The 24,365-nt window shown below is 57.1% G+C and carries 20 protein-coding genes; 6 read left to right on the top strand and 14 right to left on the bottom strand.

Features of this window, described 5'->3' with window-relative positions:
• Positions 1-29 precede the first annotated feature (29 nt).
• The 3 genes from HDF08_RS07480 to HDF08_RS07470 all read right to left on the bottom strand — a co-directional run bounded on the left by HDF08_RS07480 (position 30) and on the right by HDF08_RS07470 (position 2,330).
• A complete protein-coding gene (locus HDF08_RS07480) occupies positions 30-614 on the bottom strand; it encodes a LemA family protein (protein WP_179637873.1) in 585 nt (194 codons plus the stop codon).
• Positions 615-737: 123 nt separating this feature from the next.
• Positions 738-1,529, bottom strand: a complete 792-nt coding sequence (locus tag HDF08_RS07475) for a TPM domain-containing protein (RefSeq protein ID WP_179637872.1) — start codon at positions 1,527-1,529, stop codon at positions 738-740.
• 123 nt (positions 1,530-1,652) lie between these two features.
• Complete coding sequence (locus HDF08_RS07470) at positions 1,653-2,330, bottom strand: DUF4142 domain-containing protein (protein ID WP_179637871.1); 678 nt, start codon at positions 2,328-2,330, stop codon at positions 1,653-1,655.
• 135 nt (positions 2,331-2,465) lie between these two features.
• Between HDF08_RS07470 and HDF08_RS07465 the strand changes: the two genes are divergently transcribed.
• Positions 2,466-4,550: a S9 family peptidase gene (locus HDF08_RS07465; RefSeq protein ID WP_179637870.1), complete on the top strand. Its 2,085-nt coding sequence runs from the start codon at positions 2,466-2,468 to the stop codon at positions 4,548-4,550.
• Here the strand turns inward: HDF08_RS07465 and HDF08_RS07460 are convergent.
• On the bottom strand, positions 4,547-5,197 hold the full coding sequence (locus HDF08_RS07460; protein ID WP_257030911.1) for a class I SAM-dependent methyltransferase: 651 nt from the start codon (positions 5,195-5,197) through the stop codon (positions 4,547-4,549). The two genes, HDF08_RS07465 and HDF08_RS07460, sit on opposite strands and share 4 nt — an antisense overlap.
• Before the next feature lie 183 nt (positions 5,198-5,380).
• Between HDF08_RS07460 and HDF08_RS07455 the strand changes: the two genes are divergently transcribed.
• Positions 5,381-6,055, top strand: coding sequence for a hypothetical protein (locus HDF08_RS07455; RefSeq protein WP_179637869.1), 675 nt, complete (start codon positions 5,381-5,383; stop codon positions 6,053-6,055).
• On the opposite strand, the gene HDF08_RS07450 is transcribed toward HDF08_RS07455, so the two are convergent.
• Positions 6,052-7,923 carry an ABC transporter ATP-binding protein gene (locus HDF08_RS07450; protein WP_373563133.1) on the bottom strand — a complete coding sequence of 624 codons (1,872 nt, stop codon included), beginning with the start codon at positions 7,921-7,923 and terminating at the stop codon, positions 6,052-6,054. The genes HDF08_RS07455 and HDF08_RS07450 overlap by 4 nt on opposite strands.
• A 69-nt stretch (positions 7,924-7,992) precedes the next feature.
• Positions 7,993-8,370 (bottom strand): TMEM14 family protein, encoded by a 378-nt coding sequence (locus HDF08_RS07445; protein WP_179637867.1) that lies wholly within the window; start codon positions 8,368-8,370, stop codon positions 7,993-7,995.
• Between the two features lie 262 nt (positions 8,371-8,632).
• On the opposite strand from HDF08_RS07445, the gene HDF08_RS07440 reads away from it, so the two are divergent.
• Entirely contained in the window at positions 8,633-8,785 is a 153-nt protein-coding gene (locus HDF08_RS07440; protein ID WP_179637866.1) for a hypothetical protein, read from the top strand.
• Positions 8,786-8,952: 167 nt separating this feature from the next.
• Here HDF08_RS07440 and HDF08_RS07435 read toward each other — a convergent pair whose 3' ends face one another.
• Positions 8,953-9,843 carry an SCO family protein gene (locus HDF08_RS07435; RefSeq protein WP_179637865.1) on the bottom strand — a complete coding sequence of 297 codons (891 nt, stop codon included), beginning with the start codon at positions 9,841-9,843 and terminating at the stop codon, positions 8,953-8,955.
• A 61-nt stretch (positions 9,844-9,904) separates the two neighbouring features.
• Here HDF08_RS07435 and HDF08_RS07430 point away from each other — a divergent pair, with 61 nt between their 5' ends.
• From HDF08_RS07430 to HDF08_RS07420, 3 genes are read left to right on the top strand one after another with little or no spacing between them, the layout of a single operon-like run.
• Positions 9,905-11,062, top strand: coding sequence for an MFS transporter (locus HDF08_RS07430; protein ID WP_257030910.1), 1,158 nt, complete (start codon positions 9,905-9,907; stop codon positions 11,060-11,062).
• Positions 11,063-11,107: 45 nt separating this feature from the next.
• Positions 11,108-13,846 (top strand): PD-(D/E)XK nuclease family protein, encoded by a 2,739-nt coding sequence (locus tag HDF08_RS07425; protein WP_179637864.1) that lies wholly within the window; start codon positions 11,108-11,110, stop codon positions 13,844-13,846.
• Positions 13,839-17,462: a UvrD-helicase domain-containing protein gene (locus HDF08_RS07420; RefSeq protein ID WP_179637863.1), complete on the top strand. Its 3,624-nt coding sequence runs from the start codon at positions 13,839-13,841 to the stop codon at positions 17,460-17,462. The genes HDF08_RS07425 and HDF08_RS07420 overlap by 8 nt, the downstream gene beginning before the upstream one ends.
• Positions 17,463-17,505: 43 nt before the next feature.
• Here the strand turns inward: HDF08_RS07420 and phoU are convergent, their stop codons facing one another.
• From phoU to HDF08_RS07385, 7 genes are all read right to left on the bottom strand, one after another.
• Positions 17,506-18,168: a phosphate signaling complex protein PhoU gene (gene phoU, locus HDF08_RS07415; RefSeq protein ID WP_179637862.1), complete on the bottom strand. Its 663-nt coding sequence runs from the start codon at positions 18,166-18,168 to the stop codon at positions 17,506-17,508.
• Positions 18,168-18,926: a phosphate ABC transporter ATP-binding protein PstB gene (pstB, locus tag HDF08_RS07410; RefSeq protein WP_179637861.1), complete on the bottom strand. Its 759-nt coding sequence runs from the start codon at positions 18,924-18,926 to the stop codon at positions 18,168-18,170. Before pstB ends, phoU begins: the two co-directional genes overlap by 1 nt.
• Entirely contained in the window at positions 18,926-19,837 is a 912-nt protein-coding gene (gene pstA, locus HDF08_RS07405; RefSeq protein WP_257030908.1) for a phosphate ABC transporter permease PstA, read from the bottom strand. The genes pstB and pstA overlap by 1 nt, the downstream gene beginning before the upstream one ends.
• A 1-nt stretch (position 19,838) precedes the next feature.
• On the bottom strand, positions 19,839-20,918 hold the full coding sequence (gene pstC, locus HDF08_RS07400; RefSeq protein ID WP_373563132.1) for a phosphate ABC transporter permease subunit PstC: 1,080 nt from the start codon (positions 20,916-20,918) through the stop codon (positions 19,839-19,841).
• Positions 20,919-21,035: 117 nt separating this feature from the next.
• Complete coding sequence (gene pstS / locus HDF08_RS07395; RefSeq protein ID WP_179637860.1) at positions 21,036-22,043, bottom strand: phosphate ABC transporter substrate-binding protein PstS; 1,008 nt, start codon at positions 22,041-22,043, stop codon at positions 21,036-21,038.
• A gap of 110 nt (positions 22,044-22,153) precedes the next feature.
• The gene (locus tag HDF08_RS07390) at positions 22,154-23,524 is read right to left on the bottom strand and encodes a sensor histidine kinase (RefSeq protein ID WP_179637859.1); all 1,371 of its coding nucleotides are present in this window, start codon (positions 23,522-23,524) and stop codon (positions 22,154-22,156) included.
• Positions 23,525-23,539: 15 nt separating this feature from the next.
• Positions 23,540-24,244 (bottom strand): winged helix-turn-helix domain-containing protein, encoded by a 705-nt coding sequence (locus HDF08_RS07385; protein WP_179584361.1) that lies wholly within the window; start codon positions 24,242-24,244, stop codon positions 23,540-23,542.
• Between the last annotated feature and the right edge of the window lie 121 nt (positions 24,245-24,365).

The raw sequence follows: 24,365 nt of genomic DNA, 5'->3' as shown, positions 1-24,365 counted from the left end.
TTTTATTGGGCCAGGTCAGTTCGCTTCGTCTACTTTGAGAAGTCGACCTTCGGCGCCACACCGTTCTCTGGGTTGCCCTTGAAGTACTCGTCGCGGTAATGAAAGCCAGCGATGTTGGCCCAGATGCTTTGAGGAAACTGCCGGACGTAAACATTGTAATCCTCAAGGGTCTTGTTGTACCGCTGACGTTCGACGGCGATACGATTCTCCGTTCCAGACAGTTCGTCAGTGAGTCGGGTGAACTGCTCGTTCCCCTTGAGGTTGGGATACTGCTCCTGCAGACGGAAGAACGGGCCAAGGGCCACGTCCAGCTTGGCGTTGGCGTTAATGTTGGCGGAGTGGTCGCTGCCTGCTGCGAGGACACCGGCGCGGGCGTTGGCAATGTTGGTCAAAATTGTTGATTCTTCGGCGACATACCCCTTCACCGAGGCGACTAGATTAGGAATAAGGTCAAGACGTCGCTGCTGTACGACGTTGACCTGTGAGAACGCCTGGTTGACGGATTCATTCTTCTGCACCAGCGTGTTCTTGGCGCCGATGTAGCTGCCTCCTACAAAAAGGAGAACGACGATGAGAAGAGCTACAACACCCAGCACAACCCATAAAGATTTCATGTTTCCTCAATTCCCTTCGTCTGAAGTTTCGATGTCCCGACAGGTGGTGTCTCCGGCTGTACTGTATCACTGTAACCGTATTTCTTTGTTTACCTTTGCAGCAACCTGATGATTTTCAGGTCTTCAAAAGTCTCCGCTGGCACCGCCGCCTCCTGAACTTCCGCCTCCGAAGCCGCCAAAACCGCCTCCACGGTCGTCATCGCGCCCACGTCCGCCCCCGCCGAAACCACCTCCCCCGCCTCCCATCAGATTTCCCAGGAGAAAAAAGATAAGGCCGGTGTTCCCAGTTTTGACAAGGAAGAAGAGGATCAGCAGGATCACTCCTCCACCGATCACGACCTCTGTGAGGCTCAGTTGAACGGGCTCCTGCTGGCGGTGGTATTGATGAACCGGCTGGTCGAGGTTGAGGGTGACTCCTGCATCGGTCGCGATGATTCGGGCGATCTGCGTTACGCCGAGTGGGATGGCTGTATTAAAGTCGCCCTGACTGGCCGCGGGAACCATCGAACGGCCAATGTCGCCCACTTTGGCGTCGTTGAGAATGCCCTCCAAACCGTAGCCGACCTCTATGCGGTAGCGCCTTGGGGTGTTGGTTGAGAAGAGCACCAGGACACCCCGGTCAGTTCCCTTTGCGCCAACCTTCCATTTATCTTCAAGCGACGTGGCAAACTCTTCGATCGACTGGTCGCCGTCGCGGGTTTTGACGGTAACGACCGCGATCTGCGCATGGGCCTGGCGGTCAACCTGGGTGCAGAGGTTTTCGAGGCTGGATTTGGTCGAGGGAGAGAGGACGCCGGCGAAGTCGCTGACATAGCCGGTCGGCGCCGGGAGCGTGGCCACCGACTCCGCTGTCACCACAAGCGACGGCGCGAAGATCAAGAGGACGACGGCCAGCCATCGCGAAAGATAGTTCATCGATGGCCATTCTACCCCCTGACGGTTTCTGCCGTTGATGAGTGTGAAATAACAATTCGGATTATTCGCGCAAAAAAGAGGGTGCACATGGCACCCTCGACCACCAGAACCGAAGAACAGACGTTACATGGTAGGACTAGCTGATTTGGCACCGTGTTGCGGCATGGGGACGCCTTTGTCGCGGGCGAGCTTATCTACCATCATGCTGTGCTCATGAATGACCTTCGTTGCGTTGTTGACCGCGGTCTGAAGGGTCGGATCGGTTGTGCTGGCTGCCTCCTGGCGGAACTCGTGCAGGTCCTTGTGATGGTCCTTCACCATAAAGGACAGGTACTCCGTATCGAAGTCGTTGCCTGAGAGTCCGTTGAGTTTGTCGTACTCGGCCTGATCTTCCTTGTTGAGATTTGTTGGCAGGCGCACGCCCATGGAGTCAGCGATTGGGGCCATGTCGTTGTTGAGTTTGGTGTGGTCGTCGACCATCTTCTGGCCAAAGGCTTTGACCTCGTCGCTGCTTCCCTTTTGAGCCGCGAGTTGGCCAAGTTTCACTTCAGCCATGCCTCCTTGCGCGGCTTTACGAAGGAACATTTTATCTTTCATGTTCTGAGCGGTGTCTCCGGAGTTGGCGGCGGAATCCTGCATGGAGGTAGCAGAGGCGGGGACTTGCTGCGCTCGATTGGGCTGCGTCTGCGAGGCTGGGGGAGCCATAGGGTCAGACTGAGCCAGAACAGATGCGGGGACGAGAATTGCTGTACAGAGGATCAGGATTTGAGGGATTTGGCTGCAAGCTGAACTTAGTTTCATGATTATGCTCCAGTTGCGGACGACTTGTTTCGGTCATGCCGCAGATGACCATGCTTGTTGGGTGTATTCGGCCAACTTATGGTTGCCTCTCGAAGCGCGAAGGACGCTGTATCCTGTGCAGGGAGCTTCAAACTAATGACGCAAAGCATCATCCTGCCACCCCAGGCTCGCCAGGAACCTACGCCCACAACGCTGCATGGACAGACACTTGACGATAACTACCGGTGGATGAGGGATAAGTCTTCGCCCGAGGTGCTGGCTCATCTTAAGGCGGAGAACGCTTATACACTCTCCGTGATGGCGGGAACCGAGGGTCTGCAGAAGAAGCTGTACGACGAGATGCTGTCGCATATCAAAGAGACGGATGTTTCCGTTCCCTATCGAAATCGGGGCTGGTTCTACTATGTCCGTACTGTGGAGGGGAAACAGTACCCGATTCACTGCCGACGACTGGCTGTGGGAGCAGCGTATGACGAGTCGCAGCCGGAAGAGATTCTGCTGGATGTGAACCAACTTGCAGAGGGCCAGTCGTTTATGGCATTGGGCGCGCTGTCAGTAAGCATCGACGATACGAAACTTGCCTACTCCACCGATAACACGGGCTTTCGACAGTACACGCTGCATGTACGCGATCTGAAGACCGGCCTGGACTTACCGGACAGTGCAGAACGGGTGGGCTCGATCGCGTGGGCCGCAGACTCGCACACACTCTTCTACACGACTGAGGATGAGGTGACGAAGCGGCATGATCATCTCTTTCGGCATCGTCTGGGCGACTCCTCAGAGAGCGATGTTTTGATCTACGAAGAGAAAGATGAACGCTTCAACGTGGGAGTGGGCAAGACTCGTGACAACGAGTACCTGCTGATGGAGGCGGGGAGCCATACAACTAGCGAGTGCCGTTTTCTCTCTGCGAAGACTCCTGAAGGCGAGTTTCAGATGATTGCGCCACGCGTCGATGAGCAGGAGTACGCGGTCGATCATCGCAAGGGCTTGTTCTACATTCGAACGAACGATGTGGGTAAAAGCTTTCGTGTGGTGACGACCAGAGTGGAGACGCCAGAACGAGATTTCTGGGAGGAGTTGATTCCGTTACAAGCAGACGCGCCGCTTGAAGACTTCGATGTCTTCGATTCGTTTTGCGTTTGTTCGCGGCGCAGACTTGGTCTTCCTACCCTTACGGTCATCGAATTCGGCATGGCAAAGGGAGTCGGCCTATCGCGAGAGATCGCATTTCCAGAGCCGGTTTATGCTGCCGCGACGAATATGAATCCGGAGTTTGCAACAGAGAAGCTTCGGTATAGCTATACATCGCTGGTGTCGCCTGCTTCAATTTACGAGTATGACGTGCGGTTGGGGACGTCGCAGCTTTTGAAGCAGCAGGAGGTTCCGGGCGGCTTCGATTCGTCTCGTTATGCTTCGGAGCGAGTCTGGGTTGAGACTTCTGACGGGGTGAAGATTCCGGTTTCTGTTGTTTATCGACGTGATTCTTTTACGCGAAACTCTACTAACCCTGTTTATGTTTATGGGTATGGCTCATATGGATATCCGCTTCCCATTGGGTTCAGTTCGTCGCGGTTGTCGTTGCTGGATCGGGGTGTGGTGATCGCTTATGCGCACATTCGTGGTGGTGGCGAGATGGGAGATTTGTGGCACGATGCCGGCAAGATGATGGTGAAACGCAATACGTTCAGCGACTTCATCGCGGTGACTGAGCAGTTGGTCGCGAAGGGGTACGGGGCCAGGGATCGGGTTGCAATTGAGGGTGGGAGTGCGGGTGGGTTGTTGATGGGTGCGGTGGTCAATGAGCGGCCAGAGTTGTTTCGGGTGGTTCTGTCGCACGTTCCGTTTGTGGATGTGCTGAACACGATGCTTGACGCGAGTTTGCCACTGACTGTGGCGGAGTATGAGGAGTGGGGGAATCCGAACGAGGCGGAGGCTTTTGAGTACATGCGGTCTTACTCGCCGTATGACAACCTCAAGGCCGGAGAGTATCCGGCCTTGCTGGTGAAGACGAGCCTGAACGACTCCCAGGTGATGTACTGGGAGCCGGCGAAGTATGTGGCTAAACTGCGCACGCTGAAGACGAACGATGCTCCACTACTGCTGCACATCAATATGGATGCCGGACATGGTGGTGCTTCGGGGCGGTACGACTATCTGAAAGAGATTGCGTTCGACTATGCGTTTTTGCTGACCGAACTTGGAGCGGCGGACTAGGGTCCGCCTCTTCCGTCAAACCGATTGGAACGCTTGCGCAGCACCCAGGTTGTCATGCATCGATAGTCCTGCACGATCGTCGTTTTTAGATGGTCCACCATGACGGCATCCAACTGCTGGGTTAACTGCATCAGCATGGCCTCGTCGACGAGGAACCACTCCGACCCGTCGTTGATGCGATAGATGTTGGGTCGCACCTGTTCGAAGTCCATGCCGATGCGCGAACCCAGGCGGCAGAAGAGCATACCTCCCGGGCGCAGAACTCGCCATAGCTCTTCGAGCATTGCGAGGAAATGAGATTCGTCGTGCGCGAAGTGCAGCACCGAGCTGCAGATCACCACGTCTGCAAAGTTATCTGGCAGGTTTATTTGTTCGAGGTTTCCCACCTGAAAGTTGCTTGCTGGCATGGTTGGGGCTAGTTCTGCTGCAAGCGCTCGGACGTGCGCCACTCCCTCTGCGTTTGCGTCTATCGCGAAGATCTCGCAACCCTCTCGTAGAAGGTGCACAAGATTTCTGCCGTAGCCACAGCCGGCGTCAAGGACGCGCATATCGGGAGTTATGTTCCCTCGCAGAATCTGGTCGAAGACGTAGATATCAATCTGGCCGAACTGCTCCTGCACGTTCATCGCTGTTTCAGCAATCGACATCGATACTCCAATGTTCCCAATTTGGCTATTCGCGTTCGATCGCGATTTGTAATGTGCACCATCTCATCAGTGTACAGAGCGCGTTCGCATGGAACGTGAGCGATGACTATTTGAAGAACATTGGAATTGCAATCTGCTTCTTGACTAGCGAACATGAGGTAACTTCATAAGCCGTAAAAAATAATGGACAAACGTATAAACATCCATTTAAATCGTCGGATGCAAACACTTGGGCTTTCGTCTCAACCACAACCAACGGACAATCTCTTTAAGCGTCTTTTCTGGTCTGCGATCGAGAGCCAATACGATGTTGATTTGATTGGACAACAGGGATTTTGGGTCTGCACTGTAGTTGCGGTGTTATCGCTTGGCATGATGACCCTTCTTCACATGCCTCTTACCGGCCTGTTTACTGCAGTTGTGTTTTTTCTAGGCGGATGCGGTGTTCGACAACGAAGTGTTGCCGCTGCTGGTCTGGTTTTCGCTCTTTATTTAACCAACCTCGTCGGAGGCCTGGTGCTTGGCAGTTTCGGTAATCCGCTGATCCAGCTTATTGTTTTGATGCTTTTGTTCGCCAATGTTCGGGCTACTGTTCTATCGCGGCGCTGGATGGCTCAACCAGTCGATACCATCGACCAGGAGCTTCCAGAGAGATCCATGGAAACCGTAACAGACAAATTTGCAAATGGCTTGCCAGCATTGCTTTGGGCTAAGAGCCGATACGCTTTCTTTCCGCTCGCCGGCGTGCTTCTGCTGCTTTCAATTGCTGGCGTCGTTCTGATGGAGAAGCAAGCCTTAATCAGAACTGCGACGCCAGCAGGTGCCACTAAGACTTTAGATGTCGGCCCATCGAACTAAACCTTAACAGTCGCCGAGTCTTCGATCTTGTCGCCTTCTCCTGGCGCAAGAAAGAGATTTGTTTCGAGGCCGTGCTGGCGGGTGTAGAGGTCGTAGTAGCGGCCTTGCAGTTTGTAGAGCGAGTCGTGGGTACCGCGTTCGACGATCCTTCCCTGCTCGATGACGAGAATCTGGTCGGCGCGGCGGATGGTGGAGAGGCGGTGCGCGATGACGAAGGTGGTGCGGCCCTGCATAAGGAAGTTGAGGCCACTCTGGATGAGAGCTTCGGACTCTGAGTCGAGCGAACTGGTGGCTTCGTCGAGGATGAGGATGCGCGGATCGGCGAGGATGGCGCGGGCGATGGAGATACGCTGGCGCTGGCCGCCGGAGAGCTTGACGCCGCGTTCGCCGACGATGGTGTCGTACTGCTCGGGAAAGCGTTCGGCGAACTCGTCAACCCGGGCTATGCGGCTGGCCTCCATCAGTTGCTCTTCGGTGGCCTGCGGGCGGCTGAAGAGAATGTTCTCGCGGATGGTGCCGTCGAAGAGGAAGGTCTCTTGCAGGACGACTCCGAGTTGCTGGCGGTAGCTGCTGAGCCGGATGGTCGCGAGATCGATGCCGTCGATGAGTACGTGGCCGCCGACGGCGTTGTGGAAGCCGCAGATGAGGGAGATGATGGTGGACTTGCCGGAGCCTGAAGAACCTACAAGTGCGGTGACGGTGCCGGGTTTGGATTCGAAGCTGATGCCGTGGAGGACTGGCTTGTCGGTCTCGTAGGCGAAGGTTACGTCTTGAAAGGCTACGTCGCCGTGGATGGGATTGATGGCGACAGTGCGATTGGGCTCGCTGTCTTCTTCGCGTTCGTTCAGAATCTCGGTGGTACGGTCGAGGCCTGCGAGGGCTTCGGTAAGCTGGGTCCCGATGGAGACGAGTTGCACGATAGGGGCCACCATGAAGGCGAGCAGCATGGTGTACTCCACATAACCGCCTACATCGAGGCGGTGGGCTGCGATCTCTTTCGCGCCGAGATACATGATGAGACCACCGACAACTCCAAGCACCATCGTGGAGGAGAGGGTCATCAGCGACTGGGCGGTGATGGAGCTAATTACGTTCTTGAGGAGCCGCTCTACGCCGCGGGCAAAGACACGGGCTTCACTCTCTTCGGCGTGATAGCCCTTGACGACGCGGACACCGCCGAGCGATTCAGTGAGACGGCCAGTGACCTCGGCGTTGATTTTGGAGCGCTCGCGGAAGATGGGTCGAATTGTTTTGAAGGCCTTCTGCAAGATGAGGCCAAAGACGAGCAGGATGCAGACGGTGAGCAGAGTCATGCGGCCGCTGATGCGAATCAGAATGCAGAAGGCGATGATTGCGGTGATAATTCCGCCGACGAACTCGAGCAACCCTGTGCCGACCAGATTGCGGACGCCTTCGACGTCGGTCATGATGCGGGCGACCAGGGTGCCGGTTCGATTCTCGTCATAGAAGGCTACAGGCAAGCGGCCGATGTGTTGTTGAACGCGGGTGCGAAGCTCGGAGATGAGCCGCTGGCCAGCGGTGGAGAGGAGCTGGGTGAGGGTGTAAGAGGTGACTCCCTGCAGGAAGGTGGCGGTGGCGACGGTTCCGATGATCCACGGCAGCAGGTTTAACTGATGCTTGTACATCACATTGTTGATGAGGTAGCGCGAGGAGACCGGCAGAGCGAAGCTGCAGAGACGGTTGATGATCATCAGCAGGAAACTGCCGCCGAGCAGCCACCGGCGGGGCTTGACGAGCTTCCATACCTCCGGCATGACCTTGGTGAGTTTGGGCTTGGGGCGTGAGGCAGTGAGGTCGGCCGCTGTGGCTCTGCCGGTGCCGCGAGAGGGACGGTCTGCGGCTTTCATACCGCCGCCAAAACTGGATGGACCGAAGGAAGAGGACATGGCTAAGTTGAGTTTACGCTGGAGCCGAAGCTAGGCGAGTCGAGCGCGGCGGGCAGAGATGAAAGAACGGACGCAAAACAGCACATAGATCAAGCAGAATAAGCAGAGCGCGCCCTTCTCTTCGACGGCGATGGGGTGAGGAAATATGGCGCCGCGGGCGAGCTTGAGCGTGTCGATGGCCGAGGGAATCATTCCTAGAAAGACCAGCAAGGCTACGGTGACGGAGATGTGCATCCAGAGCATGCGTTTTTTGGAATCATCGGTATTCGCCATGACGCCAAAGAGGACGAAGAAGATGCCGATTCCGCTAGGGATGAGGGCAGTAGGGTGAGAGCTACCCGTCGTGACGTATCCGGGGATGCCAAGCAAGATGAGCAGAATGCCAAAGGCGATGGTGAGCTTTGCCATAAGGGTGGAACTCCTTGATAGAACCACAATCAGGATACTTGAATGGCTTGGGCGTCCGCCTGCAGAGGGCAGGAAAGGGGCATAATCGCAAAAATACCCAGTCCGAAAGCTGGGTATTATCGCGAAGAGACATTGTCTTTTTTTATCCTAAAAATCGGCTCACGAATTATCTTGGACCGCTCGACATGTGCGACATTGCAGTCTCATAGCCGCGACGGAAACCCTCGCGATAGTCACCTCGCGCACTGGAGGGTACGTGGGGATGACGGTACTCATCGCGGTTATTTACGTCGGGGCGACGGTGATTGTCAAAGTCCTTGCGCGCTCCCTCGATGCCGTCATGAAAGCCCTGACGTTGAATATCGCGGAACTCCTGCGGTGGAGCGTCCCAGCCACCTGGTCCCTGTCCGTATGACTGAGGTGATGGAGCGTATGGCTGAGCTAACACAATACCTGGCGTTACAAGGGCAATAGCGAGTGCTGGAATAGCAAGTCGATTCATTTTCATTTTGATCGTAACCTCCGTGCGTGTTCTGCACAGGTGATCAGATGACAGATTCTGCTTCTTCCGTTGTCTGAAGGTTAGGCGGCGCTCTTTTTGATTGCGGCTAATACATCTTCTGGCTTCCACTCGTTGGTGGGATACCAGTCGACGATCTTGCCGTCTTTATTGATGAGGACTGTAGAAAGAGAGTGGGTAAGGGATTTGCTGTCGCCTGGGGTGACACCTACGTTGAAAAATTGTGTCATTGCAGGCAACTCTTTCTCTGGAGGTGCGGCGAAGTCCCAGTGAAGAAACTTTTCGTTAGTGTAGTTGCCGGTGTAGGCGCCGCCGTAGCTCCGAAGAACCTTTGGCGTGTCGTAGGTGGGGTCGAAGCTGACGCTGATGAGGTGGGTTTGTTTGTAGAGGGCTGGGTTGGCTGCAAGAGCTTTGTCGATGCTGGCGAAGTTGTGGCTCATGCGGGGGCAGAAATCTGCGAGCTGACAACGAGTGTAGATGAAGGTCATCAACACGACCTTACCCTTGAACTGGTCGAGGTGAATTGTTTGGCCGCTCTGGTTGAGGAGTTTGAAGTTGGGTACGAGATCGCCTGTGGTGGGAACGTGATAGGAGACGGGAGGCTTGTAGTCAGGGCGGGCCTGCGCGATGACGACGATGTCTTTGAGGCGAACATTTTCGAAGCTGTCGCCCTGCTTGTCGGCGAGGACCTTGGCGGTGATGCGGTCGCCGGGGTGGAGCTCGCTTACCACACTTGGGTCAGCGAGTTTATAGTCCATGGTCATCGCCTCCATGAAGCCGGGAACCTGTTCGCCGTCGAGGGTGATGCGCGTGGTATCGGTGGAGACGACCTGGCCGCGAATTGTGAATGTATTTGCGGCTGAGGCTGACCTGGATGGGATTGGTGATGCGTTTTGGTGACAGCCAGCGAGAAGAACAAAAGAGGCGAGGAGAAATAAAGGCTTGCGGGGCACGGGCAGACTCCTGAGTCAATGATAATGGCTGAACGGTGAGATTACGCAAGGGGGGCCATTGATGGAGCGAAGTAAGAACGGGGTGCCTTCTCTGGGGCTGATGCATTTTGGGCTGATGCTTACCGGGCTTGGAACCGCACTGCTGGGGCCGATTCTTCCTTTGCTGGCCAAGCAGTGGGAGATGGTGGACTCGCAGAGCGGTCTTTTGATGATGGCGAAGTTTTGTGGCGCTTTTCTTGGTGGAGTGACGGTGTCACCGAGGCTGAGATGGAGTCTGCTGGTGGGACTGGCAGCCGGCGCGGTGGGGTTCGGAGGCTTTGCGCTGTCTCCGTCGATGGCATTGGGTTGCGTAGGTTTGTTTGTGGGCGGATTTGGGCTTGGACAGATCATTACTTCGATCAACATCCTGGCTGGCCGCAGGTTTACGGCGCATCGCGGCTCTGCTCTGTCACTGTTGAATTTTTCGTTCAGCCTAGGAGCCATGCTGTCTGCGCTGCTGGCGGCGTGGTTGTTACCGCACTTTGCTTTGAAGAGAGTGCTTGAAGGATTCGCTGGACTGTTTGTGATTGGGCTGTTGGTGCTGTGGAGGCAGATGGGCGGAGAGGTCCCGGATGTTGACCGCTTCGACGCTGCACGGGTAGAAGCTGGTTTGCAGGTTGGTTTGAGGGGGCGAGTCTATCTGTACTTCGCTGGGTTGCTTGTGCTTTACGGTGGACTGGAGACGTGCTTAAGCGGATGGCTGACGACGTTTGCGCTGCGTTATGGGGATAAGACGCTGGCGGTGAGCGAGTATACGACGCTGCTGTTTTGGATGGCGTTGACCTTTGGGCGGCTGGGCGCTTCGGCGATACTGATGCATGTGGGAGAGAAGACTATGCAGCGATGGAGCCTGACACTGGCTGCTGGATTCACAGCGGCCCTGGCGATGGCACATTCCGCGGGGACGATTGCGATCTTTGCTGTGCTTCTCGGGTTTAGTCTTGCGCCATTCTTTCCAGCTACCTTCGCACTGCTGATGGCAGAGCGGCCTAAGGCGCGGCAAGCGGGGATTGTGGTTGCAGTTTCGGGGCTGGGGGCAGCGGCACTGCCGTGGATGATGGGAGTAGTTTCTACGAGGAATGGATCGCTGCAACTGGCGCTTGCATTGCCCTTTGCGGCCGCGCTGGGACTGCTCGCGATGAGTTTGTTTACACCTCGGAGGCTGCTGGTCGGGGACTGAATTCGGAGTCTGCTTTTCCTGCGGCGTTGGGCGTATAACCAAAGGATGGATGGTCGCGGGCTGCTGCCGGGTGGGATTGCTGAGGCGTTGAAGCAGGGTTCAGTTGTCGTAACAAGCAATCAACGGGCAGCGCGGGCCATTCGACTGGAGTGGGATCGGCGCAACCGGGCGTTGGGTCTGGCGAGCTGGTCACCCGCAGCCGTGATGTCGTGGGATACGTGGCTTGCCGACATGTGGCAGCGGCTGTTGGTGGAGGGCCGCGTCACTGCGATGAGGTTGAATCGGTCGCAGGAACTGGTGGTTTGGCGAACCATTCTCGAAGCTGACGAGGAACTCGCAAGTTTGCGGACTGTGGATGCGCTGGCGGCTATGGCGGCGGACGCTTGGCGACTGATATGCAGTTACGATGGGCGATTGAGCCTGCAAGCGGCGATCGGCAACTCAGATACACGATCGTTCCAACGATGGTCACGCACGTTTGAACGGCTTTGTTTGGCTGAGGAATTTATAACAGGGGCCCAGTTGGAAGACGCGCTCCGGGTACAAGTCGAACGGGGGGGTACGAGAAGCGTATTCTTGGGGCTCGTAGCGGACAGGATCGCGCTGGTGGGATTCGATCAGATGACTCCATCGCAAAGCCGATTGGTGGAGGCTTTCCGTTCGACGGGAGTACAAGTGGAGGAACTGCGGCTGAAGCTCCCCGCACAGAGACGTCTGCTGGTGGAAGCGGTGGATGGTCAGGAGGAGCTGTTTCTCGCGGCGCGCTGGGTGCGGAGGTTTCTCGAAGAGAACACAGGAACAACCGTTGCTGTGATTGTGCCGGCACTTGAGAGTGAGCGCAGAGAGATTGACCGCGTATTTCGTGAGGTGCTGGCACCAGAGCTTGAAGACATTCGTGCGGACGATCACGTCGGACCTTATGAGTTTTCCCTTGGTTCTACGTTGGGGGAGGCGCCCCTGGTTGCTGCAGCGTTTGATCTGCTGCGATGGTCAAGCGAGCCGTTGCCGCTGGAGAGAGTGAGTGCGTTGCTGCTGTCGCCTTACTTCGCGATGAGCCGAGGAGAGCGGAATGCACGTGCGGAGTTCGATGCCTTTGAGCTGCGTAAGGCCCGGATGCTGCGGCCGGAGATCTCGCTGCGTGAATTGGTCGAGATGATGGATCGATCAAAACGGAAGGTGAAGTTTCCGCAAGTGCTCAGCACATTGCGCGCGATGCAGCGGGTTGCGGGTCGATTGCAAGGGCTCGATGAACGCTCTCATGCAGAGTGGGCGGAGAAGATGCGGGAGCTTCTGGAAACGGCGGCGTGGGGCTCAGAGCGCGGGGAGGCCAGTGTCGAATTTCAGATGATGCTCAAGTGGGAGAGTGCTCTGGACGAACTTGCGACGCTGGACTTTGACGGTGTGCCCGTGGACTATGCACAGGCACTAGCGGCTCTCGAAGGAGTTGCGCGGCTGACGATGTTTGCCCCGGAGTCACGAAGGGCGCCGGTACAGGTGATGGGCCCTCTGGAGGCAGCAGGAAGCACGTTTGATGCGGTGTGGTTCTCGCGCGCGGGCGATCTCACCTGGCCGATGCCGATGGTCGGTAGTTCCCTGCTGCCCTGGCATCTACAGCGTGAATTGAAGATGCCGGGAACTGATTCTGCGCTCGACAGTGAACGCGCACAGAGGATCACGGAACGGATCGCGGCAAGTGCCGGTGGTGTTGTTTTCAGCTATGCCAAGGAATCTTCGGACGGAGAGCAGAGGCCATCCCCGCTGTTGACTCGACTCAATCTGGAGGCGGCTAGGGCTGATGAGCTTGTGGGGGAGGAATCACAGCGAACCATCGTTGAGTTGGAAGATTTTGCGGACGCAGCTCAAGTTCAGGCTCCGCCAGATAGGGTGATTCGCGGTGGCGCCAAGGTTTTAGAGCTGCAGGCGGCATGTAGCTTTCGTGCATTTGCGGAGAAGCGTCTGTGGTCGGCAGAGATTGAGTCGATTGAACCAGGCATGGACGCGAGAGAGAGCGGCACAGCACTACACAAGGCGCTCGAGCTTTTTTGGGACGGGGTAAAGACACAGGATAATCTGCGTTCGATGACGATGGAGGAACGTGAGGAGGCGCTGGCGTGGTGTGTCATCCAGGCGTTAAGGAAGGCAACAGAGTCGAGTGCGACCGGTTGGGACAAGACTTATGTAGAGGTGCAGAACGAGAGGTTGCGCAGACTTCTATCCGGTTGGCTGGAGCTGGAGCTGGAGCGAGGACTGCCGTTTGAGGTGAAGCTCAGCGAGAAGGAGTTCGAGGATGTTCGCGTTGGGCCGCTGCGTCTGAGTGTGCGTATGGACCGGGTCGACGTCGTGGAAGGCGGCGAGGTACTGATCGACTACAAGACGGGCTCGGCTTCGCCGAATGATTGGCTGACGCAGAGGCCCAACGCTCCACAGCTTCCGCTCTATGCGATTCTTTCTCAGGCGGATCAGCTGCAAGGCGTCGCATTTGGTCTCGTCAAGGCTGGTAAAGACCGTGGCCTGCAGGGGTACGCAGCGAGTGACGGAGTGCTACCCAAGCCAACCAGGCTAAAAGAAGCTGCAACACTTGAAGCTCAGGTGGAGCGATGGAGAGAGGTGCTGGCGGAGCTGGCTGAGGAGTTTCACTCAGGTGAGGCGCGCGTGAGTCCGAAGACGTTTCCGGGGACCTGCGCACACTGCGGACAGAGGATCTTGTGCAGGCTTAACGTTTCGCTGCTGGAGGAGGAGGAAGAGCAGGAGGACGGCTTTGCTGCAGAGGTGGGTCGTGGCTAATCTTTTTGTGGTGCCACAGAGCGACACCCCTCCACTGGATACGACCGGTACACGGCCGCCGGACTGGCAGGAGCGTGAACGAGCGCTTGATATTCGACGGTCGTGGATCGTCGAGGCGCCTGCGGGGTCTGGCAAGACCGGGCTGCTAACTCAACGCTATCTAAAGCTGCTGGCTGACGAGAGTGTCGAAGATCCCAGCCAGGTCCTGGCCATTACGTTTACAGTAAAGGCCACGGCGGAGATGCGGGAGCGCGTGATTGGTCAGCTGGAGAACGCTGCCCGAGGCGAGCCTCTGAAGAGTAACTCGGACTTTGATCGTGAGACTCGTGCTTTGGCGGAGAGCGTGCTCCGGCGCGATGGCATTTTGGGATGGGAGTTGCTGCAACATCCACGAAGATTGAATATTCGCACGATCGATTCGGTCTGCGGTGAAGTAGCGCGATTGTTACCGGTTCTCTCGGGCGCTGGAGGCCGACAAACACCGGTTGAAGATGGAATGTTGATGTATCGCGAAGCGGCGAGAGAGACTTTGATGCAACTTGGTGGAGACAATGTGGAGCTGGATGCTGCGCTGCGCACCGTGCTGTTGCATCGAGATGGTAGCCTTCGCGACTGCGAGCGGCTGTTGATGGAGATGCTGCCGTTGCGCAATCAGTGGGGCGAACTTGTTCCGCTGGGGACGCAACAGCTGGATGACACTTTTCTGGATGAAACGGTGTTGCCTAAGCTTGAGCTAGCGCTGGAGCAGGCTGTCTGTGAAGGGCTGACGCGACTGTCTCTCAGCGTTCCGGCGGATATTTTGCAGGAACTAGCCTCCCTTGCGAGCGAGATGGGGCATGCGGAAGGTTATCGAGGAAGTCCATCACCGATTGCTATGTGCGCCGGTCTACACAATACGCCGCAGGAGACCGCTGAAGACCTTGAACACTGGCGAGCTTTGATTCATCTCCTCACGACTCAGGAGTCGAAGTGGAGGGCGACGGCGGCTCGTAATCATCTCGGGTTCAAGATTGAAAGGCATCATGCTGAGCGGTTGAGGCTTCTGGTGGAACAGCTGCGGGATCGCGACGATGTGCTGGAGGCGATCAAGAGAGTGAGGAGTTTGCCGCCTATTGAGTACCCGCAGGAGCAGTGGGTCGTGGCCAAGGCGTTGTTTCGAGTTTTGAACAGGGCGCTGGCTGAGTTGCAGCTGGTGTTTGCGCGACGCGAAGAGTGCGATTTTGCCGAGCTTGGACTGCTGGCGCGGGTCGCATTGCAGCGTGAGGGCGCAGTCGCGGATTTGAACAGGGCATTGGGAATGAGTCTTCAGCATCTGCTGGTCGATGAGATGCAGGACACGTCCACGGGCCAATACGAGCTGATTCAACTGATCACCCAGAGGTGGGACGGGCATGGTCAGACGGTATTTCTTGTCGGCGATCCGAAGCAGTCGATCTACCTGTTCCGGCAGGCGCGAGTGGAGCGGTTTGTGAAGACGATGCAGACGGAGTTTCTGGGGGATCTTCCCGTTGGCAGACTACAGTTGACGGCAAACTTCCGTTCGCAGAGGACTCTTGTTGACGCGTTCAATGATGATTTTTCTCTTCTGTTTCCTCGGACGGTCAGCGCAACGAACCCTGAGGACGTGCCGTATGTTGAGGCTCAGGCTGTACGTGGCTCTTCGCGAAGTGGCTCGCTAAACCTTATGTGGCATGCCCGAGTGCTGCCTTGGCAGACTTCGACTGAAGCGATGAAACGAGCGAAACGTCAGCAAGCCAAATTGGAGGCGGAGCAGGTGCGGGCTATCGTTGAACATTGGCGTCGCAGGCCGCTGCCTCCAGGACGAAGCGAGCCGTGGAAGCTGGCAGTGCTGGTGCGGAGCCGCAACTTGCTAACGGATATCGTTGCGGAGCTGAAGAACAAATCGAAGGGGGCGATTCCGTTTCGCGCAGTGGATATAGAGGCACTGGGTGAGAGGCAGGAGGTTCTCGATCTCTTTGCGCTGACCAGAGCTTTGATGCACCCGGCAGATCGTGTGGCTTGGCTCGCAGTGTTGCGTGCTCCGTGGTGCGGCCTGGGTCGTGCCGATCTTCATATGCTCGCTGGAGCGGATGATCCCGACTGGGCAGAGCGGTGCATGGGAGATGTGATTGCAGAGAGGCTGGAACTGCTGGAGGAAGAGAGTCGCGCAAGAGTGCTGCGCGTGTGGCCAGTGCTGCAGGCGGCAGAAGAGAAACGGTCGGGTTTAAGCGCGGCCCAGTGGGTAGAGAGGACGTGGCGATCGTTGGGCGGGGATGTGTCTTTAACGCCGGAGGAGCTGGGCAATGCACGAAGGTATCTGCAGCTTCTAGATGAGATGGAAGGAGACAGCGGCACGATCGATCTGAGCCTGCTGAAACGTCGACTCGATAAATTGTTTGCTCAGTCGGCGAGCGGAGGTTGGGCTGTTGATTTGATGACTATCCATAAGTCAAAGGGCCTGGAATGGGATGTTGTGATGGTACCGGGGCTTCAGAAGAAGGACCCTGCAGATCGCGAAAGGTTGCTGACGTGGAGCGAAATCGATTCCGCCGATGCGGAAGCGGCTCATATTATGCTCGCGCCGATCGCGGGTCGCGGCGAAGGTTCAAGGGCGCTGAATCTCTGGTTGAGGGGTATTGATAGAGCGAAGAAGGCTGCGGAGAGAAAGCGCGTCTTCTATGTTGCATGCACGCGAGCGCGGGAGGAGCTGCATCTGTTCGCATCTCCTGAAGCAACGGTGAGAGGAGAGGTTATCCGGCCATATGGGAGTCTGCTAGCTACGGCATGGCCCGCAGTGGGGCGGCACTTTACGGCTGGTGCTCCGGCTTCGCAGAGGCTCATTCAATTGCCCATGATGTTTCCCAAGTCTGAAGACGAGAGCTTTGTCGGCGAGATCGCGGCGGGCGCCGACGAAGCGACACGCCCCACAATGCTTAAGCGCCTTCCGATGGAATTCAGGCCGGAGTCACGATTTTCGATGAAGCGACAGCTCTCCCATGGAGAGGATGCGATTGCAGCAGGACCTAAACCCTTTGAAAGACCTTCGGGTTCTTTCGAGGCTCGTGCCTTTGGCAATGCCGTCCATGCTTTCCTCGAGGTGCTAGCCAAAAGGCTGGCAGAGGGAGTGGGGGTTGCAGCCGTACTGTACGAAGTGGCGGGATGGACTCCCAGAATTGCGTCGGTGCTGCGGGGAGATGGACTATCTCTGGTCGTAGTCGAGCGGCTGGTCCCACGAGTGAAGACTGCGCTGGCTAACATGCTGCAGGACGAAGAAGGACGATGGGTGCTGAGCCAGCATAAACAAGCGTCGAACGAACTCTCTCTGAGCGCGTGGCATGATGTGCGCAGCAGTGTGCGGCTGGATCGAGTGTTTTATAGCGGGCCACAACCGATGCAGGCAGGAGCCAGTTATCTTTGGATCATCGACTACAAAACTGCAACCCACGGACGTGAAGGACTTGAGGAGTTTCTTGCTGAAGAGCGAACGAAGTACGGGGAGCAGATGGAAGCTTATGCTCAGATGATGAGGGACCGCGTTGAGAACGGAAGGCTGCGGGTTGGCTTATACTACCCGATGTTGCCAAAACTCGTCTGGTGGGAACCTAGGACGGTCTGATGGTATAGAAGTTTATGGAACTTGGTGTCCTCTTCACTGAAACCTACGGTGCGGTGCTGTTATGGCGAACGTCCGCACCTCGAACCCAGAAGATGACATCTTCTGCGATATTTGTCGCGTGATCTCCGACGCGTTCCAGGTTGCGGGAGATGATCAGAGCGTTGAGCGATTGCGGTGTAAGTTCGGGCTTTTCCTTGATGAGTGAGCTGAGCGCGTAAAACGCCGCATCATTCATCTCGTCGACCTGATCGTCGAGGCGCAGAACTGATTCGGCCAGTTCGGCGTCGCCTTCGATAAAGGCCTGGAGGGACTTGCGAACCATCGCAGAAGAGAGCGAGGCGAGCTTAGGAATATCGACGGGGAGATCGATGTTGGCGAAGGCGCCCATCTCCCGAACGCGCACGGCGATGTTGACTGCCTGATCGCCTACGCGTTCGAGATCGGCGTTGATCCTGATCACAGAGAGGATAAAGCGAAGGTCGATGGCCATTGGCTGTTCCATGGCCAGCAGATCGAGCGCCATCTGATCGATCTCACGTTCGAGGCGATTGATGGAGGGTTCGGCCCGGAAGACAAGTTCGCAGATCGAAAGGTCGCGCGTGCGATAGGCTTCAATAGAACGCTGAATTGCCTGCTCCGCCATGCCCGCCATGACAAGCAGCTTTTCTTTCAAGTCGTCGAGACTCTGATGAAATTTGACGCGCATCAGCCGAATCTCCCGGTGATGTAATCTTCCGTTCGCTTGTCGCGCGGATTGGTGAAGATCTTATGGGTGGAATCGAACTCGACCATCTTGCCATTGAGGAAGAAGCCGGTGTTCTCCGCAACTCGGGCGGCTTGCTGCATGTTGTGCGTCACGATGACGATGGTGTACTGGCTCTTAAGCTGGAAGATGAGATCTTCGATCTTGGAGGTAGAGACGGGGTCCAGCGCGGAAGCCGGCTCGTCCATCAGCAGAACCTCGGGATCGACGGCGAGCGCGCGGGCGATGCACATGCGCTGTTGCTGACCTCCGGATAGCGAAGCTCCTGATTTCTTCTTGAGGTCATCCTTGACCTCTTCCCAGAGCGCGGCCTGTTTGAGTGAACGCTCGACCGTCTCGTCGAGGATGCGGCGGTTGCGGAAACCGTTGAGCTTGAGTCCGCTGACGACATTGTCGTAGATGGACATGGTCGGGAAGGGGTTGGGGCGCTGGAAGACCATTCCGACGCGGCGGCGGATCTCTACTGGGGAGGCATCGTTGTAGATGTCGATGTCGCCCATTTTGACGATGCCGGTGGCGCGGGCGATGGGGTTAGTCTCGTGCATGCGGTTGAGGCAGCGGACGAAGGTGGATTTGCCACAGCCCGAAGGGCCGATGAGCGCAGTGGCGTGGTTCGCCGGGATGTGCAGGTTGATGTCCTGCAGGGTGTGGGTTGTTCCATACCACGCGTTCAAATCCTCAACTAAAATGCCGACTCCCACTAGCTTCCTCCCTTGAGTACGCCGCGGTTGGCAAAGATGCGGACGAGCGTGACTGAGACCATAATTAAGACGATGAGAACGAGCGAGCCGGCCCAGGCCAGACGATGCCACTCGTCATACGGCGAGATGGCGTAGACGTAGATCTGCAGCGGCAGGGCGGCGATCGGTTCGCTGAGTTTGAAGTTCCAGAACTGATTTCCGAAGGCGGTGAAGAGCAGCGGAGCGGTCTCTCCGGCAACACGGGCGAATGCCAGCATACAGCCGGTGATGATGCCGGGCGAGGCCGTGCGCAGGCTGACTGAGATCGCTGTCCTCCATTTGGGGACGCCGAGACCAAGAGCTGCTTCGCGAATAGCGTGCGGCACCGTGGCCAACATCTCTTCGGTGGTGCGTGTGATGGTTGGGACCATCATGATCGCGAGAGCTACTCCGCCAGCCAGAGCAGAGAAGTGTTTTTGCTGGACAACGATCAGCGAATAGATCGAGATGCCCATGACGATCGATGGAACGCCATTGAGCACGTCGGCGGTGAAACGGACCGCGGTGGCGAGGGTCTTGCCGCGACCAAACTCCGCCAGATAGACACCGGCGGCAATGCCGATCGGGATACCCATCAGACTGGCAAGCAGGAGGACGATGCCTGAACCGACGATGGAGTTCGCCATACCTCCGCCCGCCTCACCCACCGGAGCGGGAATGTGGGTAAAGAACGCGAGATTCAGCGAGCTGGCGCCCTTGTAGATGAGGTAGAAGAGGATTGCGATCAGGGGGAGGATTACCAGGACGGTCGCGAGGATGCAAAGACCGCTGACGAAGTAGTTGGTGGCGGTGCGCCGTGTCGTATTCCTGCGCATGGACGGAGATTCGAAGTCCATGGGGCGTGGCTGGTTGCTCAGGGGTTGACTACTCATGTCAGTTCACCCGCGCCGGTGCGTTGCGTGTGACTGCCCAAACCATCAGGCGTGCGATGGCGTTGACGACGATGGTAACCAGGAAGAGGGCGAGACCAATCTCGATGAGCGCGCTGAGGTAGAGGTCGCCGGTGGCCTCCGAGAACTCATTCGCGATGACACTTGCCAGCGTGTAGCCGGGAGCGAAGAGGGACTTGCTGATATCGGGATGATTACCGATGACCATCGTGACGGCCATCGTCTCTCCGAGTGCGCGTCCGAGGCCCAGCATGATTGCTCCGACGATGCCGATGCGGGAGTTGCGCAGCACGCCGATGCGAATCATCTCCCACCGAGTGGCTCCCAGGGCAAGGACAGCTTCGCGCTGGCTATTGGGGACTGCGTTCATGATGTCGCGGGTTAGTGAGGAGATGATCGGAAGGATCATGATGGCGAGGATCATGCTGGCGGTTAGGAGACCAACGCCGAAGTTAGTGCCTTCGAAGAAGCCTGTCCAGCCCAGGATCCTATAGAGAAAGGGGCCGATGAGGTCGCGCATGAGCGGGACAAGTACGAAGACTGCCCAAAGACCATAGACGACGCTGGGGATGGCCGCCAGTAGCTCGGTCAGGAAGGAGATCGGAGCGCGAAGCACGCGCGGGCACAGTTCTGTAAGAAAGATCGCTACGCCAAGTGCCAGAGGGACCGCCATGCACAGAGCCAGCAGCGAAGTGGCGAGTGTGCCATAGATGAAGGGCAGCGCGCCGAAGTCGCCCGAGACCGGATCCCATGCCTGACGCGTGAAGAACTTCCAGCCGAACTGGATGAGACTCAAGCGGGAATGAACTACAAGTATGACGAAGATGAAGAGGACAATCGCGAAGATGCTGCAGGCGCATAGAAGCATAACCGCAGCGAAGCTGTTATCAGCAAAAGTGCCACTTCCCCGCTTGCTGAGGAAGTCTCGAATTGGAGACGGAGCACCACCAACCGGAGCCGGCGTCGCGTTCGGAGCAGATGCCACAGGAGGCTGTGGCAGAAGCGATGGCACAGGCAACGGAGAACTGGATTCTCGTTCGGGAGTCATACGGGTAGAAGACACAATCCTATTTTCCTGACGGTTGACTCTACGGATCGATTGTATCGAGCTTACTGCCCTGGAGCTGCGAAGAAAAAGATGCCGCACGGACTTCAATGTGAAACCCGTGCGGCAGAGTAGCTACTTTACGTTCGCGATGCTCTTGCGAACCATATCCTGCACTTGCTTGGGCAACGGAGCATAGGTCAGCGCAGCGGCTTCGGTTTCGCCATGATCCAGCATCCAGCCTAAAAAGTCAGCCAGCGCCTTTGCCTTGTTCGGATCGGTGGAGTGAGTCGGGATCAACAGCCAGGTAAAGCTGGAGATCGGGTAGGCGTCCGCTCCAGGTGCGTTGGTGATGGAGACGCGGTAGTCTGCGGGCATCGTCTTAGCGGCACCGGCGGCGGCAGCGGTGACTCCGCCGGTGGAGGCCTTAAGGAACTTGCCCGAGGCATTCCGTACCGCACCGAAGCTCATCTTGTTCGTCTCGGCGTAGATCAGCTCGACATATCCGAAGGAGAACGGCGACTGACGAACCATGCCGGCGACGCCTTCGTTGCCCTTTTGCCCGATTCCCGTAGGCCACTTGATCGAGGCTCCCTTTCCAGGACCGGAGTTCCAGCCAGACGAAACTTTAGAGAGGTAGTCGGTAAAGATGAAGGTCGTTCCGCTTCCGTCCGAACGGTAAACGGGAAGGATGGCCTTATCCGGCAGGTTGGCGCCAGGGTTGTCTTTCGCGATGCGGGAATCGTTCCACTTCGTGATCTTGCCGAGGTAGATATCGGCAATTACATCACCTGAGAAGTTCAGATCCTTGTTGATGCCTGGAATGTTGTACACCGGAACAACGGCCCCCAGAACGGTAGGAATGTGCATGACCTTGACCTTGGCCGCGCTAAGCTGATCGTTGGTCATAGGGCTATCGCTGGCGCCGAAGTCCACTGTGCCTTCGGAGACCTGGCGGATACCGCCACCGGAGCCGATGGACTGGTAGTTGATCTTCACTTCCGGGTGCAGCGCGCTGTACTCGCTAAACCACTTGGAGTAGATCGGATAGGGGAAGGTCGCCCCGGCTCCGTTGATGTTCTGTGCGTTGGCTCCGGCAGTTACAAGCGCCAATACGGCTGCTGCGATGACTTTCAGTTTCACTCGTCCCCCTAGGATTAAATGCATCGATCCAAATCAATCAGTCAATACATCTCAATATTGAGTGTGAGGCGGAATTGTTACGGAGAGGTTACATCGTAGTGAAAACGGCATTATTCCACCAAGTTCTGAGCCTTGGGGAGTGTGAAGATAAAGTTGCTGCCGGCGTTTAGCTCGCTTTCTGCACGAATCGATCCGCCGTGCGTCTGCACCATATGTCGTGCGATCGCGAGTCCCAGCCCGGTGCCTCCCGACTCCCGTGAGCGCGCTTTATCGACCCGGTAGAAGCGCTCGAAGATGCGGCCGAGATGTTCTGAAGCAATTCCGGGGCCAAAATCGCGAACACTGAACTCGACGGCTTCAATCGGATCCCACACATCCCGGGACGAGACGACCACCTTGGAGACGGGCGCGTTCCTGGCCTGCCCGTACTTGATGCCATTCTCAATGAGATTGCTGAGCACCTGGAGGATGGCGTCAGTGTCAGCGAAGACCTCGGCAGTGGAAATGTCACCGATTTCGAGGATGGATTCGGTGTCCTGTACGAGGCCGCTCATCGCCTGCACGGCGTCGCGTACCAGAATGTCGGCTGGGATGGGAGCCGGGTGCAACTCCTGTTCGGACGATTCGACTCGCGCCATGACCAGGAGATCTTCGGTCAGGCGGTTCATGCGAGTTGCGTTCTTCAGGATGATACTCAGAAATTCTCGCGCAGGTTGACTGAGCGATGCCTCATGGTCGAGCAGAGTTTCAACGTAACCGGTGATCGAGGTAAGCGGAGTACGCAGCTCATGCGAGACGTTGGCTACGAAGTCGCGCTGGGTTCGTTCAACTTGTTCGATGCGTGTGATGTCGTGGAGAACGGCCACGGCTCCGCCACCGGGCATCGGAGAGACGTTGACTTCAAAGATACGCCCAGGCAGAAGTGAGGTCGATCGGCCATCGCTCACGACTCTCTGTTCGAGTGCGGTCCGAACACAGTCCAGAATCTCCGGGTCTCGGATAGTCTGGACTAGCGCATGGCCGACGCGGATGGCACTACTGAACGAGGCGCCTGGAATCAGCTTCTGCATCCGCTGATTGGTCCACTGGATGCGGCCGGCGGGATCGACGGCCACAACGGCATCCTGCATACTGTCGATCATCGCTTCAAGCTCGTGGCGACTCTCCGAGGCGTCGCTCAGCGAGCGGTTGACGTGATCGGAGGCGACGGAGATGGCACGTGCCAGTCCATCGAAGTCGGTGAAGGTGGGATTGATCTCCCCGACCTGGCGTTCAGGAACGGCCGCGGCCGAGTTTTGTAAAAGTGTGACGTCCTGCCGAACTGAACGCGCCAGAAAAAACGCGCTGATGCCGGCCCATGCGATTACGAGCAGGCCAGCGATGATCCATCGGTACGGGAGCGAGGAGAGCCCGACCAGCGCACAGAGTACCGATGCGATCGCGATGCGGAAGAATACCGAAAGAAAGAAGCTGCGCCTCACGAGTTGCCCCCTCGCCTAGGCCTGTGCCGCCTTCGGAATCTCGAACCGATAGCCTGCACCGCGCATGGTCTTAAGATAGCGCGGCGTCTCGGCGTCAGCCTCGATCTTTTCGCGAATACGCCGGACATACACGTCGACGGAGCGCGGCGTGACAAAGCGGGCATCGCCCCAAACTGCATCCAAGAGATGATCGCGGCTGAAGACGCGTCCAGGATGCCGGGCGAGATAGTCCAGAAGCCGGAACTCTGTCGCCGTCGTCGTTACCAGTTCGCCGTTCACGCGAAGCTGCATGGCACTGGCGTCGATCTCTACGTTCTCGAACTTCAGCACCGAGGGCGAGCTTGGCCGCTCGAAGCGCCTTAGTACTGCCTTAACTCTGGCTACGAGCTCACGGGTGGCGAAGGGCTTGGTGATGTAGTCATCGGCACCCATCTCCAAGCCGTGGACGCGGTCGTTCTCAGCTGCACGGGCGGTGAGGAAGATGATCGGAACCACGCTGAGGGTAGGATTCTGACGAAGCCGCCGGCACAGGTCGAGGCCGTCGCCGCCAGGCACCATAATATCCAGGAGGAAAAGCGCGGGCGGCTGCCGTTCAGCATCGGCAAGTATCTGATTGATAGCGAGATATGGGCGAACTGTAAAACCTGCGCTCTCCAGGTGGTACTGCACCAAGCGGGAGATATCCGCATCGTCTTCCAAAACAAAAATCGTCTGACTCACTTCGTAAACCCCTGTCAAATCGCGACTTGATTAACGTCAGGTTAGCGCACCCCGGACGGGGGATTGCTAACGTACGATGAATCATCCACAGTAAACCGTATGAAGAGTACGTTCGTATACT

Origin of the sequence: Tunturiibacter empetritectus (assembly GCF_013410875.1) — a bacterium.
Lineage (GTDB): Bacteria > Acidobacteriota > Terriglobia > Terriglobales > Acidobacteriaceae > Edaphobacter > Edaphobacter empetritectus.
The sequence above is the reverse complement of the archived record's forward strand: the minus strand, read 5'-3'. Positions and strand labels throughout refer to the sequence as shown.

What these genes read in the sequence shown, in the direction of transcription:
- HDF08_RS07465 (WP_179637870.1), top strand. Translation starts at nt 2,466, where the DNA reads ATGACGCAAAGCATCATCCTGCCACCCCAGGCTCGCCAGGAACCTACG.
- HDF08_RS07425 (WP_179637864.1), top strand. Translation starts at nt 11,108, where the DNA reads ATGGATGGTCGCGGGCTGCTGCCGGGTGGGATTGCTGAGGCGTTGAAG.
- phoU (WP_179637862.1), bottom strand. Translation starts at nt 18,168, where the DNA reads ATGCGCGTCAAATTTCATCAGAGTCTCGACGACTTGAAAGAAAAGCTG.
- HDF08_RS07480 (WP_179637873.1), bottom strand. Translation starts at nt 614, where the DNA reads ATGAAATCTTTATGGGTTGTGCTGGGTGTTGTAGCTCTTCTCATCGTC.
- pstA (WP_257030908.1), bottom strand. Translation starts at nt 19,837, where the DNA reads ATGAGTAGTCAACCCCTGAGCAACCAGCCACGCCCCATGGACTTCGAA.
- HDF08_RS07440 (WP_179637866.1), top strand. Translation starts at nt 8,633, where the DNA reads ATGACGGTACTCATCGCGGTTATTTACGTCGGGGCGACGGTGATTGTC.
- HDF08_RS07430 (WP_257030910.1), top strand. Translation starts at nt 9,905, where the DNA reads ATGGAGCGAAGTAAGAACGGGGTGCCTTCTCTGGGGCTGATGCATTTT.
- HDF08_RS07455 (WP_179637869.1), top strand. Translation starts at nt 5,381, where the DNA reads ATGGACAAACGTATAAACATCCATTTAAATCGTCGGATGCAAACACTT.
- HDF08_RS07475 (WP_179637872.1), bottom strand. Translation starts at nt 1,529, where the DNA reads ATGAACTATCTTTCGCGATGGCTGGCCGTCGTCCTCTTGATCTTCGCG.
- HDF08_RS07470 (WP_179637871.1), bottom strand. Translation starts at nt 2,330, where the DNA reads ATGAAACTAAGTTCAGCTTGCAGCCAAATCCCTCAAATCCTGATCCTC.
- HDF08_RS07460 (WP_257030911.1), bottom strand. Translation starts at nt 5,197, where the DNA reads ATGTCGATTGCTGAAACAGCGATGAACGTGCAGGAGCAGTTCGGCCAG.
- HDF08_RS07450 (WP_373563133.1), bottom strand. Translation starts at nt 7,923, where the DNA reads ATGAAAGCCGCAGACCGTCCCTCTCGCGGCACCGGCAGAGCCACAGCG.
- HDF08_RS07445 (WP_179637867.1), bottom strand. Translation starts at nt 8,370, where the DNA reads ATGGCAAAGCTCACCATCGCCTTTGGCATTCTGCTCATCTTGCTTGGC.